Raw genomic sequence first — 17,094 nt, 5'->3', positions numbered from 1 at the left:
CGTGAGGGTGCCCACCGGTCGGGGGGCACCCTTCGTCGTGTCCAGGACCTGTCCTAGGCGTACTCGGCGATGTCCTTGATCATGGCGAAGCCGAGCCCGTACGCGCTCATGCCCCTCCCGTACGCCCCCACGTGCACCCCTTCCGAGGTCGAGCCGGCCAGTACCCAGCCGAACTCGGACTCGCGGTAGTGGAAGGGCGTCGGCACGCCGTCGACCGGCAGGGACAGCGTCGACCAGTCCGATCCCGAGAGGTCGTCGGCGAGGACCCACGCCGTCTCGGTCTGCTGGTCCAGCCAGTCGTCGCGCAGGCTGTGGTCCATCTGGCCCGGCCAGGTGAAGGACAGCAGGCCCACCCCCGCGAGCCAGGCCGCCGAGGACACCGAGGTGGCCTCCAGCAGGCCCGTGCCGTCGGCGCTGCGCCGTACGGGGTTCGTGGCGACGGTCACGACGACCGCGAACTTCCCGCGGTCCTCGCCGGCCGTCTCGTGCCGTACGGAGGGCTCGTCACCGTGTCCGATGGAACCGTGCTCGACGGCCCCGTCGGCCGCCGTACCCACCTGCATCAGCCAGCGGGGCCCTGTGAAGGCCTCGTCGAGGCCGTACCAGGGGAAGGGTGCCTCCAAGTAGCCGTCGACCGTACGCCGGGCGGAGGGGACCTGTTGTCCGCCCTCCGCGTCCGGCGTCTGCGCGACTGCCCGACTCGTCGTCTCCATGTGCCCGGACGCCTCCTCGTTCTCGACGAAGCGACCGGCCCGCCCCCCTTCGGGCGTACTCGTCCGCTTCGCACAACAACCAGGCAGCATAGCCACCCCGCTCCGGGCTGCCGGGAATCCACCCGGCGCGTGGGGCGTGCGCCCCCTCACATCGGGGGACGCGGGTGACTCGGGGCAGGCCCTAGGTGGCGTCCGCGTCGAAGGGCGGGCGGTCGTCCTTGCCCGGCTCTTCGGGCTTCTTGGTCATGTCGATCCGACCGTCGCCGGACGAGGACGACCCCGAGGACGAAGAGGACGATCCCGAGGCCGCGGTGTCCGTGTCGCGGCTGTGGACCGCGTCCGTGACCTCGGCCATCTCCTTCTTCAGGTCGAAGCCGTTGCGGATCTCCTTGAGCCCCAGCTCGTCGTTGTCCAGCTGCTTGCGGATGAACGTCTTGGGGTTGAGGTCCTCGAACTCGAAGTCCTTGAACTCCGGTCCCAGCTCGCTGCGGATGTCCGCCTTGGCGCTCTCCGAGAACTCACGGATCTTCCGGACGGTACGCATCATGTCCTGGATGACCTTCGGGAGCTTGTCCGGACCGAAGACGAGCACGGCCAGGACGGCGATCGTCACCAGCTCGAGCGGTCCTATGTCATTGAACACCTGAAGCTCCTTGCGCGATGTCCGCGGTCCTCGGCCCTCGGGCCCTGAGTGATCAAGTGCGGGTCTTCCGTGGTCCGGGCCGGGTCCACGGTACCTGTCGCACCTGTCCGACCGGTACCGTCCCGAGGCCCCCGAATGCGTGTAGGCGGCCGGTTTTTCGCGTTGTTTGCCTTGTGGGACCGCGTTTCGCGGTCTGACCTGTGACGTTTCTGTCAATCGATGGGAGCGGGCTGGCAGCGCCCCGGCCGGACCGGGCTCCCGACCCTGTCCTAGCCGTCGGACGAGCCCAGGACCAGCGTGAGCGTGCGTTCCTGCCCGTCGCGCTGGATCGTCAGCTCCAGGCGGTCGCCGGGGCGGTGGGCGCGGGTCTTGACGATCAGCTCCTCACCGGAGTGGATGCGCTGCCCGTCGACCTCCGTGACGACGTCTCCGGGCCGGATGCCGGCCCGGTCGCCGGGGCCGCCCGCGGTGACCGGCGCGTCTGCGTCACCGCCGGCCGCGCCGACCCGGGCGCCGTCACCGGCGTAGTCCAGGTCGAGGGTGATGCCGATGACCGGGTGGGTCGCCCTGCCATTGTTGATCAGCTCCTCGGCGACCCGCTTGCCCTGGTTGATCGGGATGGCGAAACCCAGGCCGATCGAACCGGCCTGGGCGCTGCCGGAGTCGGTGCCGTCGTCGGCGGAGCGGATGGCGGAGTTGATGCCGATGACATGACCCTGCGCGTCGAGCAGGGGGCCGCCGGAGTTGCCGGGATTGATCGGCGCGTCGGTCTGCAGGGCGTCGACGTACGACACGTCGCTGCCGTCCCCGCTCTCGCCCCCGGCGACGACGGGCCGCTCCCTGGCGCTGATGATGCCGGAGGTGACGGTGCCCTCCAGATCGAAGGGGGCGCCGATGGCGACGACCGGGTCGCCGACCTGGACGTTGTCGGAGTTGCCGAGCCGGAGGGGCTGCAGGCCCTTCACCCCGGTCACCCGCACCACGGCGAGGTCATAGCCGCTGTCCCTGCCGACGACCTCGGCCTCGGCGGTCTGGCCCCCGTTGAAGACGACGGATATCTCGCCGTCGCCGCCGGCGGGCTCGACGACGTGGTTGTTGGTGAGGATGTAGCCGCGCGAGTCGAGCACGAAGCCGGTTCCGGTGCCGGACTCCTCGCTCCCGCTGACATGCAGCGTGACGACGCTGGGCAGGGCCCGTGCGGCGATCCCGGCGACGCTGTCCGCGGCCCGCCCGGTGGGCTCCGCGGAGGCCTGCGGCAGCCGTACGGGGTTCAGCCCGCCGTTGCGCTCCAGATAGGTGCCCACGGCTCCGCCGAGCCCGCCGGAGACCAGCGCGACGGCCAGCGCTCCCCCGACCAGCCTCCCCCGTACCCGCCTGCGCCGCTCCGCCTCGGTGTCCACCCCGGCCCCGGTCTGCTGGAACGGCCCGCCGAGGGCGGCCCCGGCCCCGTGTGCTCCGGCGAGCGGGGCGGGAGCCCAGGGGTCGTAGCGGTGCCAGGGGTCGACGGGTTCGGTCGCGGACTGCTGCGGGATCAGGGGGGACGCGGGCGGTCCGGGGGCGGCCTGGGGCGGGATCGCGGGGGGAACGGGTCCGGGCGGGGGCAGTGCGGTGCCGTGCGCGGGCGTGACCGCAGGGTGCTGGACGGGCGGCGCGGGCGCCCAGGGGCCCGGCTCGCCGTACGGCGGGGTGCTGTAGGGGTCGGGGTCGTGCAACGGCTTGGGACGCTCCCCGGCGACCGGCCCCGACTCCACGGGACCCGCCTCGCCGAAACCCGCACCGTCCTGGACCGCCACGGACTGGCTCGACCCGGCGGCGATGAGAGCCGCCGAGCCTGCTGAGCCTGCCGACTCCGCCGCCTCTACCGACTCCGGCACGGGCTCCGTGGGCGTCGGGCGGGCCAGTTCGAAGTCGCCCTCGTTCGTATCAGCGGGCGGGCTCGCGGCCGTTTCCGGACGCGGGTCCGCGGGGCTCTGTCGCTCCGAGGACGCCTGCGGTCGAGGCCGGCTCCACCACTTCGCCCCCGTGGGCTTCCCCTCGTCCATGCTCTCCCCACGCTCGAGCCCCAGCCCCGACCCGGCTGACTCCAGGCAGGGCACGGTCCACCCTGGATTCAACCAGGTTCGAGGCGGGCCGACGCAGGGCCCGGGTCAGCGGGTGTTCTGCGAGGAAGGCGAGCCGCCGGGAGCGGAGGTGGCGTCGGGGACGGGTGCGGCGAGCAGACCGGGAGCGGTGGCCTCGGTCCCGTTGGTCCAGGCGGTGAGCGCGGTCGGAGCGATCGGCGGCTGCGTGCCGAGCGGGCGTATCAGCGGGGACATGACCGCCGCGCCGGCCACCATGGGCGTGGTGAGCCGGTGCAGGGCCTGCTCGACCTGACCGCCGGCCGGCGAGGGCACGCCGGGCAGCAGCGGCGCGGACACCTCGGTCGGGGCCACCGGGGTGTCGCCGAGCTGGCCGCCCTGGGAGAGCAGGGGGCCGACGGCACGACGGCGCTGGTTCTCCTGCGTCGCCGAGGAACCCGTGCCCGAGCCCGGTGTGCGGGCCGGCGTCACATTGCTCCCGGAACCCGAGCCGCCACGGCCGTCCGCGGTCGTGTCGATGGGGGCGACGGTGGTCATGCCGCCCAGGGCGATCGCGGCCAGCGACACCGCGCCGGCGGCGACGAACGCGAACCGCATGCTGCGCGAGCGCTCGGCGTCGCTGCGGTCGCCGCCACGGCCGACCGGGTGGATGCGGAAACCCCGGTCCGAAGCGGGTGACAGGACGGAGCCGTGGTCGCGGGTCGGCACATAGCCGAACTCGAACGGCTCGTCCCGTCTGCCCCTCATTCCGAAGACTCCGCCGGGGATTCCCTCGGTGAAGGCTCCGCCGCCCAGCGGGCTGCCGCCGTCGCCGGGGTCGCCGCCCCCGGGAAGCCCCTGGAGACGGGCCAGGAAGCTCTCCGAGGGGGCCGGTGGGGCCACCTCCGCGAAGACGTTCTTCAGCCGGCGCTGCGCGTCGACCTCCGATTTGCACTTGGGGCAGGTCGCCACATGCGCCAGCACCCGCTCGCGGGTGTCATGACCGAGCTCGCCGTCCACCAGGGCCGAGAGCCGGTCACCGAGATGCTGCTCCGCGAGGAGCCTCTCGGCTGCGTTGTTTCGGGATCCGGTTCCACTCACGCGGTCGCGCCCCCTCCTCCCAGAGCGGGCACGCGGGGCACGAAGGAGCGTCGCTCCGCGCGTGCCTCGGGCGAGCGGTGTGCGAGGGCCTTGCGCAGCTGCGAACGGCCGCGGTGGATGCGCGAGCGGACCGTGCCCAGCTTGACGCCCAGGGTCGCGGCGATCTCCTCGTAGGAAAGGCCTTCGATGTCGCAGAGGACGACCGCGGCGCGGAACTCGGGTGCGAGGGTGTCGAGGGCCTGCTGGACGTCCGCGTCGAAGTGGGCGTCGTTGAAGACCTGCTGCGGGTTGGGCTCCTTGCTGGGCAGCCGCTCGGCCGCGTCGTCGCCCAGCGCGTCGAAACGGATGCGCTGCTTGCGGCGGACCATGTCCAGGAAGAGGTTGGTGGTGATGCGGTGCAGCCAGCCCTCGAACGTGCCCGGCGTGTACGTCGACAGGGAACGGAAGACACGGACGAAGACCTCTTGGGTGAGATCCTCGGCGTCGTGCTGGTTGCCGGTCAGCCGGTAGGCGAGCCGGTAGACCCGGCCGCTGTGCATGCTGACGATCTCCTCCCACGTGGGCGGAGTCCATGCCTGCCCGTCCGCGTCGGTGGAGAAGGTCGCGGTCTGGGCTGGGCCGTCGGCGATGCCGGCGGCGTGGCTGGGGTCAGCAGCGGTGTCGTTCACGGATTTCGGCCTGCCTGCCGAACCGAGAAAGCGCCGCAGCACTCCTCCCCGATCCACAGGCGCAGCCGCACCTCCCCTGTCGGCTCTGGTGGTGTCCAGTGGAGCCCCTACCATAGCCACCTCGCCCGTTAGCTCCGGATAAGCGGTTTTACGAGAAATTGATCTGGGCTGATACGGCTCATACGGCTGCGTCAGCACTTGCTCGACACCCGGTCCCTCATCGTGATCCAACTGTGTCCCCCCGTCATCGTTCCCACCCCTTCAAACGCCCGGTCCCATCTGCGGGTTCCCGGCGGCAACGGATACAGTCACGCCCAGGCAACCACGGGGACAGGAGAGGGTCATTACCGGCAACCGGCAGGCAAGCTGGGCGTTCGCCGACGCCTATGCCGCCGAGGACGAAGCGCTGCTCTGGGCCCGTGACCGGGCCCGCGACGCAGGGCTGCGCTCGGTGTCGCCCAGCACGGGCGCGGCCCTACGGATGCTCGCCGCCACCGCGGACGCCAAGGCGGTCGCGGAGATCGGTACCGGAACCGGCGTCTCCGGGATCCACCTGCTGTACGGGATGCGCCCCGACGGCGTCCTGACGACCGTCGACCCCGAGCCGGAGCACCAGCAGTTCGCCCGGCAGGCCTTCCGCGCCTGCGGTTTCGCCAGCAACCGGGCCCGTTTCATCCCGGGCCGCGCCCTGGACGTCCTGCCCCGCCTCGCCGACGCCGGCTACGACCTCGTCTTCTGCGACGGTGACCGGCTGGAGCTGATGGAGTACCTCGCTGAATCGTTGCGTCTGCTGCGGCCGGGCGGGCTGGTCGTCTTCGAGGGCGTCTTCGCCAACGGCCGCACGGTCGATTCGGGGCCGCAGCCCACGGAGGTCATAAGGATCCGGGAGCTGCTGCGGGCGGTGCGCGAGAGCCAGGAGCTGGTGCCGTCGCTGATCCCGGTCGGCGACGGCCTGCTGTGCGCGGTCAAGCGCTAGGTCTCGAGCCGCAGGCCGACCTTGGGCCTTTTGAGGCAGGCGGCCGCGGCAAACCCCGAGAGACATGAGAAAACAACTGCTCCGGCATCCCGAAGGATGCCGGAGCAGTCGAAAGAACAGGGTCGCTTGCGCGTCAGCCGACGACCTTCTTGAGGGCGTCGCCGAGCGCGTCGGCCTCGTCAGGGGTCAGCTCGACGACGAGCCGCCCGCCGCCTTCGAGCGGAACGCGCATGACGATGCCCCGCCCCTCCTTGGTCACCTCGAGCGGGCCATCACCCGTCCGCGGCTTCATGGCCGCCATGCTCGTTCCCCTTCCTGAAACCAGCTCATCGCCAAAGCCGACGGCCCGTGGAGGGCAGCCGCAGTCCAGCGTGGGACACGCGACACCGGCATCGAACACATTGCTTCCAAGCCATTATCCCGCATCTCAGGACCCGATGACCAACATCAGTCGGCATCGCTTGGGCAACGCGCGCGAGCAAAACCACTCAATTCGGCGATGTGACTGCGATACTGCGCCGCCGCACGGACTCCCCCCGCCCGGAAACCGTCCCGAATTCTTTGACGCAGGTCACATGTCGGGTCCGGTCCGTGGACGGCGATCTCCGCCATGCTGTCCTCGTACACCGGACGTACCGACCAGTAGTACGTCGGAGCCGCGACACGGAGGGGAAACGCCATGGCCGACACCGTGCTCTACGAGGTGAGCGACGGGCTCGCGACGATCACGCTGAACCGCCCCGAGGCGATGAACGCGCTGAACATCGCGACCAAGGTCGCCCTCCGGGACGCGGTCGGGTCCGCGGCGGCCGACGAGGCCGTACGGGCCGTGCTGTTGACCGCCGCGGGTGAGCGGGCGTTCTGCGTGGGGCAGGACCTCAAGGAGCACATCGGGCTGCTGGCCGAGGGCTCGAAGCAGGTGATGAGCACGGTCGCCGAGCACTACAACCCGATCGTGCGGGCGCTGACGGAGGCGCGGAAGCCGGTGGTCGCCGCGGTGAACGGCGTCGCCGCGGGCGCCGGATTCGGGTTCGCGCTGGCCGCGGACTACCGGGTCGTGGCCGACACGGCGTCCTTCAACACCTCGTTCGCGGGTGTCGCGCTGACCGCCGACTCCGGGGTGTCCTGGACCCTGCCGCGGGTGATCGGCCCCGGGCGGGCCGCCGATCTGCTGCTGTTCCCGCGCAGCATCAAGGCGCAGGAGGCGTACGAGCTCGGCATCGCGAACCGGGTCGTTCCCTCGGCGGAGCTGCGCGTGGAGGGCGAGAAGGTGGCTCGTGCCCTGGCCTCGGGTCCGACGGTGGCCTATGCGGCGATCAAGGAGGCCGTTGCCTACGGGTTCTCGCACTCGCTCTCCGAGACGCTGGAGAAGGAGGACGAGCTGCAGACGCGAGCCGGGGCGTCCGAGGACCACGGGATCGCGGTGCAGGCCTTCATCAACAAGGAGAAGCCCAAGTATCTGGGGCGCTGACGATCCGTGGCGCGGGCGGATACCGCCCCGCGCCCCTAGGCGGGTCTGCTCGCGCACGCTTCCAGGTGGTCGTTGACCAGGCCGCACGCCTGCATCAGGGCGTATGCCGTCGTCGGGCCCACGAACCTCAGGCCTCGCTTCTTCAGGGCCTTCGACAGGGCCGTGGACTCGTCGGTGACGGCAGGGACGTCCGACAGCGTCTTCGGGGCCGGGCCCGCGTCCGGGGCGTGGGACCAGATCAGCTCGTCCAGGTCGCCCGGGGCCCAGTCGGCCAGCAGGCGGGCGTTGGCGAGGGTGGCGTCGATCTTGGCCCGGTTGCGGATGATGCCCGGGTCGACGAGGAGGCGTTCGCGGTCCTCGTCGGTGAAGCCGGCCACCGAGGCGATCTTGAAGTCGGCGAAGGCGGTGCGGAACGTGGGGCGGCGGCGCAGGATCGTGATCCAGGAGAGGCCGGACTGGAAGGCCTCGAGGCTGAGGCGTTCGAAGAGCGCGTCGTCGCCGTGGACCGGGCGGCCCCACTCCTCGTCGTGGTACGTCACATAGTCCGGCGTGGACAGGGCCCAGGGGCAGCGCAGCGCGCCGCCCTCGCCCGGGAGGGCCGTGCCGTCGCTCACTGGTGGTCCTCGGGGGCGGGCTTCTCGAAGGAGACGGCCGAGGTGTGCGCGCCGGACAGGGCGGACTCCAGGTCGGCGATGCGGGCGTCGCGCTCGGCGAGTTCGGCGGCGATGCGGTTGAGGGCGTCGTCCACGTCCGCCATGCGGTAGCCGCGGGTGGCCAGCGGGAAGCGGAGGTGGTCGATGTCCGCCCGGTCGACCGGGCGGTCCGGGGGCAGCGGGTCGTGCAGTCGCTCGGGGGCGACCTCCGGCAGCGGGCCGGTGCCCTCGCCGCCGCCCACCACGGCGAGTGTCACCGCGGCGACCACGACGGCGAGCGCGATGACCAGGAACAAGAACATAACCATCGGTGGGCCCCCACACTCGGTGTGCTCGGAGTGGATGTGTGTGCGTCCGATCGTGCCATGCGGGTCGGACGGTTAGGGTCGCAGGCGGTGGATGTGCAGGCCGTACTAGGAGAGGTCACAGGGGATGCTCAGGCTGGGCAGGCGGGAATTCGGCGCGCACGAGCCGGTGATCATGGCGATCGTGAACCGGACCCCGGACTCCTTCTACGACCAGGGGGCGACCTTCCGTGACGAGCCTGCCCTCGCGCGCGTGGAGCAGGCGGTGGCGGAGGGCGCGGCCGTCATCGACGTCGGCGGGGTCAAGGCCGGGCCCGGCGAAGAGGTGACGGCGCAGGAGGAGGCCCGGCGGACCGTCGGCTTCGTGGCCGAGGTGCGGCGGCGCTTCCCGGACGTGATCATCAGCGTGGACACCTGGCGCGCGGAGGTCGGGGAGGCGGTCTGCGAGGCGGGCGCGGATCTGCTGAACGACGCGTGGGGCGGCGTGGATCCGGGGCTGGCGGAGGTCGCGGCGCGGTACCGGGTCGGGCTGGTGTGCACACACGCGGGGGGCGCGCAGCCGCGCACGCGTCCGCACCGGGTGACGTACGACGACGTCATGGCCGACATCCTGCACGTGACCGTGGGGCTCGCGGAGCGGGCGGCGGCGCTGGGCGTGCCGAGGGAGTCGATCATGATCGATCCGGGGCACGACTTCGGGAAGAACACCCGGCACAGCCTGGAGGCGACCCGGCGGCTCGGGGAGATGGTGGAGACGGGATGGCCGGTGCTGGTGTCGCTGTCCAACAAGGACTTCGTCGGGGAGACGTTGGACCGGCCGGTGAAGGAGCGGGTGGTGGGGACCTTGGCGACGACTGCCGTGTCGGCGTGGCTGGGGGCGCAGGTGTACCGGGTGCACGAGGTCGCCGAGACCCGGCAGGTGCTGGACATGGTCGCGTCCATCGCCGGGCACCGGCCTCCGGCGGTGGCCCGGCGCGGGCTGGCGTAGGCCTCATGCGCCGTACCAGGAGGCTCCGCCCCCTGGACCCCGATCGGCCCTTGAGGGGCCTCGTCCTCGAACGCCGGACGGGCTGAAAGACAGACCCCCGCCCGGCGTTCGAAAGGCGTCCAACGGCCCTAGCGGCCCGCTTCCTTCGACACCAGCGCCACCGCCTCCTCCACGTCGTCCGTGACGTGGAAGAGGAGGAGGTCCTTGTCGGAGGCCTTGCCCTGGGCGATCAGGGTGTTCTTGAGCCAGTCGATCAGGCCGCCCCAGTACTCCGTGCCGAAGAGGACGATCGGGAAACGGGTGACCTTCTGGGTCTGGACGAGGGTGAGCGCCTCGAAGAGCTCGTCCAGGGTGCCGAGGCCGCCGGGCAGGACCACGAAGCCCTGCGCGTACTTCACGAACATCATCTTCCGCACGAAGAAGTAGCGGAAGTTGAGGCCGATGTCGACGTACGGGTTGAGGCCCTGCTCGAAGGGGAGCTCGATGCCGAGGCCGACGGAGATGCCGCCCGCCTCGCACGCGCCCTTGTTGGCCGCCTCCATCGCGCCCGGGCCGCCGCCCGTGATCACGGCCCAGCCGGCGTCGACCAGGGCGCTGCCCAGCCGGACGCCCGCCTCGTACTCCGGGGAGTCCACCGGTGTGCGGGCGGAGCCGAACACGCTGATGGCCGGGGGGAGTTCGGCGAGGGTGCCGAAGCCTTCGATGAACTCCGACTGGATGCGCAGGACCCGCCAGGGGTCCGTGTGGACCCAGTCCGACGGGCCGCCGGCGTCCAGCAGGCGCTGGTCGGTCGTGCTCGCCGTGACCTGGCCCCGCCTCCGGAGGACAGGTCCCAGGCGCTGTTCCTCCGGTGGCTGCTTCTTGCCCTCGGGGTTCCCTGTAGCCATGTGAGCTCCCTCCGCTTGCAGTGGTTCCACCTCAGCGTAGATCTACGCCGGTTACGTGCGGGGGACGTCGGCGTGTCCGCCATGGAGCGCCGCCGCGCCGAACGTCCCCTCAGAGCGTCAGCCAGGTCCTCAGGCGCTCCTCGCCCGCCAGGATCTTGGCCGTCTCCACGCGTTCGTCCCGCTTGTGCGCCAAGTGCGGGTTGCCGGGGCCGTAGTTGACCGCGGGGACGCCCAACGAGGAGAAGCGGCTGACGTCCGTCCAGCCGTACTTGGGCATCGGGGTGCCGCCCACCGCCTTGATGAAGGCCGCCGCGGCCGGGTGGGAGAGGCCGGGGAGGGCGGCGGGGCTGTGGTCGTCGACCACGAACTCCTCGACCCCGCAGTCGGCGAAGACCTCGCGGACATGGGCGACGGCGTCCTGCGCGCTCCGGTCCGGCGCGTAGCGGAAGTTGACGGTGACGACGCACTCGTCCGGGATGACGTTGCCGGCCACCCCGCCCGTGATGCCGACCGCGTTGAGGCCCTCCCGGTACTCCAGGCCGTCGATGACCGGACGGCGCGGCTCGTAGGCGGCCAGACGGGCCAGGATCGGGGCGGCGGCGTGGATCGCGTTGGAGCCCATCCAGCCGCGCGCCGAGTGGGCCCGCTCGCCCTTCGTCCTGAGCAGGACCCGCAGGGTGCCCTGGCAGCCGCCCTCGACCTGGCCGTCGGAGGGTTCGAGGAGGACCGCGAAGTCGCCCGCCAGCCACTCCGGGTGGGCCTCGGCCACGTGCTTGAGGCCGTTGAGGTCGGCCGCGACCTCCTCGTTGTCGTAGAAGACGAACGTCAGGTCGCGGTTGGGCTCCGGGACCGTCGCCGCGATGCGCAGCTGGACCGCCACCCCCGACTTCATGTCGCAGGTGCCGCAGCCCCAGAGCACCCCGTCCTCGTCGAGCCGCGAGGGGACGTTGTCCGCGATCGGGACCGTGTCGATATGGCCGGCGAGGACCACGCGCTCCGCGTGGCCCAGGTTCGTGCGGGCGATCACGTTGTTGCCGTAACGGTCCACCGTGAGGTGGGGCAGCGCGCTCAGGGCGGTCTCGATCGCGTCCGCGAGCGGCTTCTCGGCGCCGCTCTCCGAACGGAAGTCGACGAGCCGCGCGGTGAGTGCGGCGGCGTCCAGAGTGAGGTCAAGCGGGGTGTCGGCCATGCCGTCGACCCTAACGCGCCAGTTGTCGATACCGCTCTTCCCCGCTGTGCGCAAGGGCCTCCTACTCCTCAGTAGTCTCCAGTACCTTGTACGCGTGCCGACGCAGTCCCCCTCCCCCAAGCGCCGCGGCCGCCTCCTCCGTTTCGGGGCGGCCTGCGTGGTCCTGTCCGCCGTCGCGGGCTATGTCGTGGTGCAGTACGTCGCCGGTGGCACCGGAGATCCGGGCTGCAGAGTCGTTTCTGGCGACGGAACCGGGAAGACGTACGAGTTCACGCCGGAGCAGGCGGTGAACGCGGCCACGATCGCCGCCGTCGGCACCGACCGGGCGATGCCCGAGCGGGCCGTCGCCATCGCGCTCGCGACCGCCCTCCAGGAGTCGGGGCTGCGCAACCTGACCCACGGCGACCGGGACTCGCTCGGTCTGTTCCAGCAGCGGCCCTCGCAGGGCTGGGGCACCGTGAAACAGGTCACGGACCCCGCGTACTCGGCGGACATCTTCTACGAGCACCTCGCCAAGGTCGACGACTACACCGAACTCCCGCTCACCGTCGCCGCGCAGCGCGTGCAGCGCAGCGGCTACCCGGAGGCGTACGCCAAGCACGAGCCGGACGCCACCGTGCTGGCCGCAGCGCTGACCGGGACCTCGGCGGCCTCGCTGACCTGCGACGGCCGCTCGGGCCCCACGACGACCACCGGCCCGGCCGCGGTGCAGGCGGCACTGGCACGGGACTTCGGCCGAGTCGCCGACGAGGACACCGACAAGGACACGGCCCCGCCGACCGCCGAGAGCGGCGGGCGGACCGTGACGCTGCCGGTGACCGAGGACACCACCGCGGGCGGACGCAGTGTCAGCGAGCGCGGCTGGCAGCTGGCGCACTGGGCGGTGGCCAACGCCTCGGCGCTGCGCATCGAGCGCGTCTCGTACGCCGGCCGGGTGTGGGTCTCCGGGAGCAGCGGCAGCCAGTGGCGGGCGACCGGTTCGACCACCGCGGAGGCCGCCGGCGGCTCGTCGGCGGGCGGCAGCGCCGACAGCGTGCGGATCGTCACCGCGCAGTAGACCGAGCAGCGGACCCGTGCAGCAGTACGGGCCTTCACCCGGGCGGGTCATGTGCCGGGCGGCCGGGCGGCCGGGAGCTCAGGTTTTCGCGCCGTCACCCTCGTATCCGGGGAGATCCTTGCGAACAAAGGGCTTCGAGGGTTTGACGGACTTTCACATCGGGCCGCTTTTGCCCGTTTTTATCCACAGCCGATAATGCGACGCATTGCCAACTCTTTACGTCGGCCGTGCGCAACCTTCGCGGGCTTCGAGCGGTAGTCACTGCGTCCGGGCCCGGACAGACAGACAGTCACAGCAGTCACAGACAGTCCTTGTTCTCTCCCGTCGAAGGAGCACCATGTCCCTCCCCCTGACCCGCCGGATCGCCCGTGCCGCGCTGCTCGTCGCTGCAGGAGCGGCCGCCGGGGTCGGTGCGGCCGGCTCCGCCAGTGCGGCCCCCGGCCTTCCCGCCGCTCCGAGCCTCGGCGGTCTGACCGCCCTGGACGCGGCGGGCGTCGGCAACACGCTCGACGGCGCGACACAGCACGTCACCGGGCTCGCGGGTGAGACCGGCGGCAAGGCCGTCAAGCAGGCGGTCCCGGCCGCGGGCAAGACCGGCGGCAAGGCGGTGAAGAAGGCCGCGCCCGCGGCGCAGAAGACGGCCGGCGAGGCGGCGGGCTCCGCCGGGGGCATCCTCGGGGACACCGCGTCGACCGCCACGAAGGGCGGGCTGCCGACGGACTCGCTCACCAAGGGTGGGCTGCCGGGAGCGGAGACCCTGCCGGTCAAGGGCCTGCCCCTCGGCTGAGCCACGCCCACGCAGGCACACAGAGCGACGGGGCCCGGGGAATTCCCCGGGCCCCGTCGCTCTGCGCGTCCGGGCGCGGCTACCGCGCCAGACGCTCGACCGCTGCCGCCACCCGCTCGTCCGTCGCCGTCAGAGCCACTCGGACGAAGTTCTCGCCGGCCTCGCCGTAGAAGTCGCCCGGGGCCACCAGGATGCCTCGGTCGGCCAGGTGGGCGACCGTCGTCCAGCAGGACTCGTCCCGTGTGGCCCAGAGGTAGAGGCTGGCCTCGCTGTGCTCGATGCGGAAGCCGTGGGACAGGAGCGCCTCGCGCAGCCGGGTGCGGCGGGCCGCGTAGCGTTCGCGCTGCTCGCGGACGTGGACGTCGTCGCCCAGCGCCGCGACGACCGCCGCCTGGGTGGGCGCGGACGTCATCATGCCGCCGTGCTTGCGGATCTCCAGCAGCGGGCCCAGGACGGCCGGGTCGCCCGCCAGGAAGGCCGCTCGGTAGCCGGCCAGGTTCGAGCGCTTCGACAAGGAGTGCACCGAGACGATGCCCTCGTACGAGCCGCCGTTGACCTCCGGGTGCAGGACCGAGACCGGGTCGGCCTCCCAGCCCAGTTCCAGGTAGCACTCGTCGGAGAAGAGCAGCACCCCGTGCTCGCGGGCCCAGGCGACGGTCCTGGTCAGTTCCGCCTTCGACAGGACCCTGCCCGTCGGGTTGGACGGGGAGTTCAGCCAGAGGAGCTTCAGGCCCGTCGGGTCCAGCTCGGTCGGGTCGTCGTAGACCTCGTGGTCGGCCCGGGCGAGGCGCGCGCCCACCTCGTACGTCGGGTACGCCAGGCGCGGGTAGGCCACCCGGTCGCCGGGGCCGAGGCCCAGCTGGGTCGGGAGCCAGGCCACGAGCTCCTTGGAGCCGACGATCGGCAGGACGTGCCGGTGGGTGACCTCACGGGCCCCCAGACGGCGCTCCAGCCAGCCCGTGATCGCGTCGCGCAGCGCCGGGGTGCCCCAGACGGTCGGGTAGCCCGGGGAGTCCGCCGCGTCGATCAGCGCCTTCTGGATCAGATCGGGGACCGGGTCGACCGGGGTGCCCACGGAGAGGTCGACGATGCCGTCCGGGTGCGCTGCGGCCGTCTTCTTGTACGGCTCCAGTTTGTCCCAGGGGAAGGCGGGGAGGCGGTCGGAGACTACGGAGGACACGGTTACTGGCTCACTTTCGTACGTACGGCAAACGCCTCGGTCCCGTACGGCGATCAAGGGCGATCAGGCCGTACGGGACCGAGGCGGCACGTTGTGCGGACCGCTGACGGGGATTACTCGGCCTGCGGCGGCAGCGCGGCGACGAAGGGGTGGTCGCGCTCGATCAGACCCAGCTTGCTGGCGCCGCCGGGGGAGCCGAGCTCGTCGAAGAACTCGACGTTCGCCTTGTAGTAGTCCTTCCACTCCTCCGGAGTGTCGTCCTCGTAGAAGATCGCCTCGACCGGGCAGACCGGCTCACAGGCGCCACAGTCGACGCATTCGTCCGGGTGGATGTACAAGGACCGCTGGCCCTCGTAGATGCAGTCGACCGGGCACTCCTCGATGCACGCCTTGTCCTTGACGTCGACACAAGGCTGCGCGATGACGTAGGTCACGCTGTCGTTCCTCCTCGATAGGGCGCTGGCGGGCCTCCTCAGGCTCCGCCGCCTGGCGCGCGGGAGCGCGGCGTCGTCGATGCCCGCCCCTAGTATCTCCGTTCTTGGGCATGATCCGAACAGGAGGGGTGAACAGACCTGTGGAAATCTCGGCCGCCGGACGCCTCGAGGTCCGCCTCACCATTGCTGACGTGGGCAAACGTGTCTCTGTGCGCCGCTTGAGCGACCCTGGAGAGACCGGGGGGAAATTCACCGACACGGTGGGTGTTCTCACATCATGGGACGACGGTGTGCTCGCGATCACACGGAAGAGCGGCGAGAGCGTCCGCATTGACGAGTCCTCGCTGGTCGCCGGGAAGGTCGTCCCGGCCGCCCCGGCCCGCCGTCGGGGTCCTGCCGCCTCCTACGAGGAGCTCGCCCGGGTCGCCGCCCGGGGCTGGCGGCCCGTGGAGAGCGAGCGGCTCGGCGGGTGGGAGCTGCGGGCCGCCGCCGGGTACACGCGCCGGGCCAACTCGGTGCTGCCGCTCGGCGAGCCGGGCGTCCCGCTCGACGAGGCCCTGGACGTCGTACGGCGCTGGTACGGCGCGCGTGGGCTGCCGGCCTATGTGCAGACGGCGACGGGGGCCGAGGGCGCCCAGGAGCCGCTGTGCGCGGAGCTGGAGCGGCGCGGGTGGGTGCGGGAGGTGACGGCCGAGCTGTGGGTCGGAGCGCTGGCGCCGGTCGCCGATCTGGCGACGGAGGCGGAGAGCGTGGCACTCGCGCGGGAGGCCGACGCGGCCTGGCTGGCCCGGTACCAGCGCAAGGGCGTGGACGAGGTGGCCCTGAAAGTGCTCGGCAGCGGGCCGTCGGTCTGGTTCGCCTCCGTGCCCGGACCGGAGGGCGGGGCTCCGGCCGCCATCGGACGGTGTGTCGTGGACGGGCGGTGGGCCGGGTTCGGCGCCGTCGAGGTCGATCCGGCGCAGCGGCGCAGGGGGCTCGCCACGGCCGTGATGGCCGCGCTGGCGCGGCGGGCGCTGACGGAGGGGGCGTCGGCCGCCTGGCTGCAGGTGGAGGAGGAGAACGCGGGGGCGCGGGCGCTGTACGCCGGGATGGGCTTCGCGGCGCATCACGCGTACCACCACTATCGGGAGCCGGCGGCGTGAGCGGGTTCGAGGGCGGCGAGGCGGTACGGCGGTTCGCGGAGGAGGTGCGGGCCGAGCGGCCCGATCTGGCGCTGCTGTGTCTGCTGATCGGCGCCGAGGCGGATGCCGAGCTGGACGAGGCCGGGCTGGACGCCGCTCAGATCGAGCTGGACCGGCTGGCGGGGCAACTGCCGTACCGGCCGTCGGGCGGGCCGCGGGCGTGGGCCGTGGCGCTGCGGGACCTGCTCGGCGAGGAGTACGGGTTTCGCGGGTCTGCGGCGGACTACGACCGGCTGGAGTCGTCGCTGCTGCATCAGGTGCTGAGGCGTCGGCGGGGGCTGCCGATCCTGCTGTCCGTGGTGTGGGTGGAGGTGGCGCGGCGGGCCGGGGCGCCGGTGTACGGGGTCGCGTTGCCGGGGCACTTCGTGGTGGGGTTCGGGCCGCCCGAGGACCCGGAGCGGCAGGTGCTCGTCGACCCCTTCGACGGGGGGCGGCTGCTGACGGACGAGGACACGTCGTCGCTGGTCGTCGGGGCCACGGGGGCGCCGCTGGAGGCGTCGATGCTGACGCCGGCCGAGCCGTTGGACGTCGTCGTGCGCATCCTGAACAACGTCCGGGCGTGGGCGGCGGCCCGGCCGGAGCGGTCCGATGTCGCCCTGTGGGCGGTGGAGTTGGGGCTGACCATTCCCTCGCACCCGGCCCGGTTGCGGTACGAGCGGGGGCAGTTGCTGGTGCGGCGGGGCGATTTCCTGGGCGGGGCGGCTGAGATGGAGGAGTACGCGGACCTGGTGGAGGTCGTGGACGAGGGAGCCGCGGAACGGGTGCGGAAAGAGGCGTTCGCCGCGCGGGCGATGCTGAACTGAG

Annotated in this window: 19 protein-coding genes; 7 read left to right on the top strand and 12 right to left on the bottom strand. The window is 71.9% G+C overall.

What is annotated here, in order from left to right; all coding sequences use genetic code 11:
* Positions 1–53: 53 nt before the first annotated feature.
* The 5 genes from ABZ725_RS03515 to sigE all read right to left on the bottom strand — a co-directional run bounded on the left by ABZ725_RS03515 (position 54) and on the right by sigE (position 5,224).
* The gene (locus tag ABZ725_RS03515) at positions 54–713 is read right to left on the bottom strand and encodes a hypothetical protein (protein ID WP_358801109.1); all 660 of its coding nucleotides are present in this window, start codon (positions 711–713) and stop codon (positions 54–56) included.
* 181 nt (positions 714–894) lie between these two features.
* On the bottom strand, positions 895–1,356 hold the full coding sequence (locus ABZ725_RS03510; protein ID WP_358801108.1) for a sec-independent translocase: 462 nt from the start codon (positions 1,354–1,356) through the stop codon (positions 895–897).
* 269 nt (positions 1,357–1,625) lie between these two features.
* The gene (locus ABZ725_RS03505; RefSeq protein WP_358801107.1) at positions 1,626–3,398 is read right to left on the bottom strand and encodes a trypsin-like peptidase domain-containing protein; all 1,773 of its coding nucleotides are present in this window, start codon (positions 3,396–3,398) and stop codon (positions 1,626–1,628) included.
* Between the two features lie 105 nt (positions 3,399–3,503).
* Positions 3,504–4,514 (bottom strand): zf-HC2 domain-containing protein, encoded by a 1,011-nt coding sequence (locus ABZ725_RS03500; RefSeq protein ID WP_358801106.1) that lies wholly within the window; start codon positions 4,512–4,514, stop codon positions 3,504–3,506.
* Positions 4,511–5,224, bottom strand: a complete 714-nt coding sequence (gene sigE / locus ABZ725_RS03495; RefSeq protein ID WP_351916789.1) for an RNA polymerase sigma factor SigE — start codon at positions 5,222–5,224, stop codon at positions 4,511–4,513. The genes ABZ725_RS03500 and sigE overlap by 4 nt, the downstream gene beginning before the upstream one ends.
* A gap of 235 nt (positions 5,225–5,459) precedes the next feature.
* Between sigE and ABZ725_RS03490 the strand changes: the two genes are divergently transcribed.
* Positions 5,460–6,158 (top strand): O-methyltransferase, encoded by a 699-nt coding sequence (locus ABZ725_RS03490; RefSeq protein ID WP_351916791.1) that lies wholly within the window; start codon positions 5,460–5,462, stop codon positions 6,156–6,158.
* Positions 6,159–6,291: 133 nt separating this feature from the next.
* Here the strand turns inward: ABZ725_RS03490 and ABZ725_RS03485 are convergent, their stop codons facing one another.
* Positions 6,292–6,459: a DUF3117 domain-containing protein gene (locus tag ABZ725_RS03485; protein WP_003966491.1), complete on the bottom strand. Its 168-nt coding sequence runs from the start codon at positions 6,457–6,459 to the stop codon at positions 6,292–6,294.
* 378 nt (positions 6,460–6,837) lie between these two features.
* Here ABZ725_RS03485 and ABZ725_RS03480 point away from each other — a divergent pair, with 378 nt between their 5' ends.
* Positions 6,838–7,629 carry an enoyl-CoA hydratase-related protein gene (locus ABZ725_RS03480; RefSeq protein WP_358801105.1) on the top strand — a complete coding sequence of 264 codons (792 nt, stop codon included), beginning with the start codon at positions 6,838–6,840 and terminating at the stop codon, positions 7,627–7,629.
* Between the two features lie 35 nt (positions 7,630–7,664).
* On the opposite strand, the gene ABZ725_RS03475 is transcribed toward ABZ725_RS03480, so the two are convergent.
* Both ABZ725_RS03475 and ABZ725_RS03470 read right to left on the bottom strand, forming a co-directional pair.
* The gene (locus ABZ725_RS03475) at positions 7,665–8,243 is read right to left on the bottom strand and encodes a DNA-3-methyladenine glycosylase I (RefSeq protein ID WP_358801104.1); all 579 of its coding nucleotides are present in this window, start codon (positions 8,241–8,243) and stop codon (positions 7,665–7,667) included.
* Positions 8,240–8,584, bottom strand: a complete 345-nt coding sequence (locus tag ABZ725_RS03470; RefSeq protein ID WP_351916793.1) for a DivIVA domain-containing protein — start codon at positions 8,582–8,584, stop codon at positions 8,240–8,242. The genes ABZ725_RS03475 and ABZ725_RS03470 overlap by 4 nt, the downstream gene beginning before the upstream one ends.
* A 130-nt stretch (positions 8,585–8,714) precedes the next feature.
* Here ABZ725_RS03470 and folP point away from each other — a divergent pair, with 130 nt between their 5' ends.
* A complete protein-coding gene (gene folP / locus ABZ725_RS03465; protein WP_358801103.1) occupies positions 8,715–9,575 on the top strand; it encodes a dihydropteroate synthase in 861 nt (286 codons plus the stop codon).
* A 128-nt stretch (positions 9,576–9,703) separates the two neighbouring features.
* On the opposite strand, the gene ABZ725_RS03460 is transcribed toward folP, so the two are convergent.
* Entirely contained in the window at positions 9,704–10,462 is a 759-nt protein-coding gene (locus tag ABZ725_RS03460; protein ID WP_358801102.1) for a TIGR00730 family Rossman fold protein, read from the bottom strand.
* A 109-nt stretch (positions 10,463–10,571) separates the two neighbouring features.
* Positions 10,572–11,651: a succinyl-diaminopimelate desuccinylase gene (dapE, locus tag ABZ725_RS03455; protein WP_358801101.1), complete on the bottom strand. Its 1,080-nt coding sequence runs from the start codon at positions 11,649–11,651 to the stop codon at positions 10,572–10,574.
* Positions 11,652–11,745: 94 nt separating this feature from the next.
* On the opposite strand from dapE, the gene ABZ725_RS03450 reads away from it, so the two are divergent.
* Together ABZ725_RS03450 and ABZ725_RS03445 are read left to right on the top strand one after the other, a co-directional pair.
* A complete protein-coding gene (locus ABZ725_RS03450; protein WP_358801100.1) occupies positions 11,746–12,708 on the top strand; it encodes a heavy metal transporter in 963 nt (320 codons plus the stop codon).
* 337 nt (positions 12,709–13,045) lie between these two features.
* On the top strand, positions 13,046–13,495 hold the full coding sequence (locus ABZ725_RS03445; RefSeq protein WP_358801099.1) for an ATP-binding protein: 450 nt from the start codon (positions 13,046–13,048) through the stop codon (positions 13,493–13,495).
* A 79-nt stretch (positions 13,496–13,574) separates the two neighbouring features.
* Here the strand turns inward: ABZ725_RS03445 and ABZ725_RS03440 are convergent, their stop codons facing one another.
* Both ABZ725_RS03440 and fdxA read right to left on the bottom strand, forming a co-directional pair.
* Positions 13,575–14,675: a bifunctional succinyldiaminopimelate transaminase/glutamate-prephenate aminotransferase gene (locus tag ABZ725_RS03440; protein ID WP_351916750.1), complete on the bottom strand. Its 1,101-nt coding sequence runs from the start codon at positions 14,673–14,675 to the stop codon at positions 13,575–13,577.
* Positions 14,676–14,788: 113 nt separating this feature from the next.
* Complete coding sequence (gene fdxA / locus ABZ725_RS03435; protein ID WP_007495984.1) at positions 14,789–15,109, bottom strand: ferredoxin; 321 nt, start codon at positions 15,107–15,109, stop codon at positions 14,789–14,791.
* Positions 15,110–15,249: 140 nt separating this feature from the next.
* On the opposite strand from fdxA, the gene ABZ725_RS03430 reads away from it, so the two are divergent.
* Entirely contained in the window at positions 15,250–16,251 is a 1,002-nt protein-coding gene (locus tag ABZ725_RS03430; protein WP_358801098.1) for a GNAT family N-acetyltransferase, read from the top strand.
* Positions 16,248–17,093 carry a transglutaminase-like domain-containing protein gene (locus ABZ725_RS03425; RefSeq protein WP_358801097.1) on the top strand — a complete coding sequence of 282 codons (846 nt, stop codon included), beginning with the start codon at positions 16,248–16,250 and terminating at the stop codon, positions 17,091–17,093. Before ABZ725_RS03430 ends, ABZ725_RS03425 begins: the two co-directional genes overlap by 4 nt.
* Position 17,094 lies beyond the last annotated feature (1 nt).

This window comes from Streptomyces sp. NPDC006872 (assembly GCF_040635845.1).
In the GTDB taxonomy this organism is placed as follows: domain Bacteria; phylum Actinomycetota; class Actinomycetes; order Streptomycetales; family Streptomycetaceae; genus Streptomyces.
Note: the sequence above shows the minus strand (reverse complement) of the source record. Positions and strands in the feature narration are given on the sequence as shown.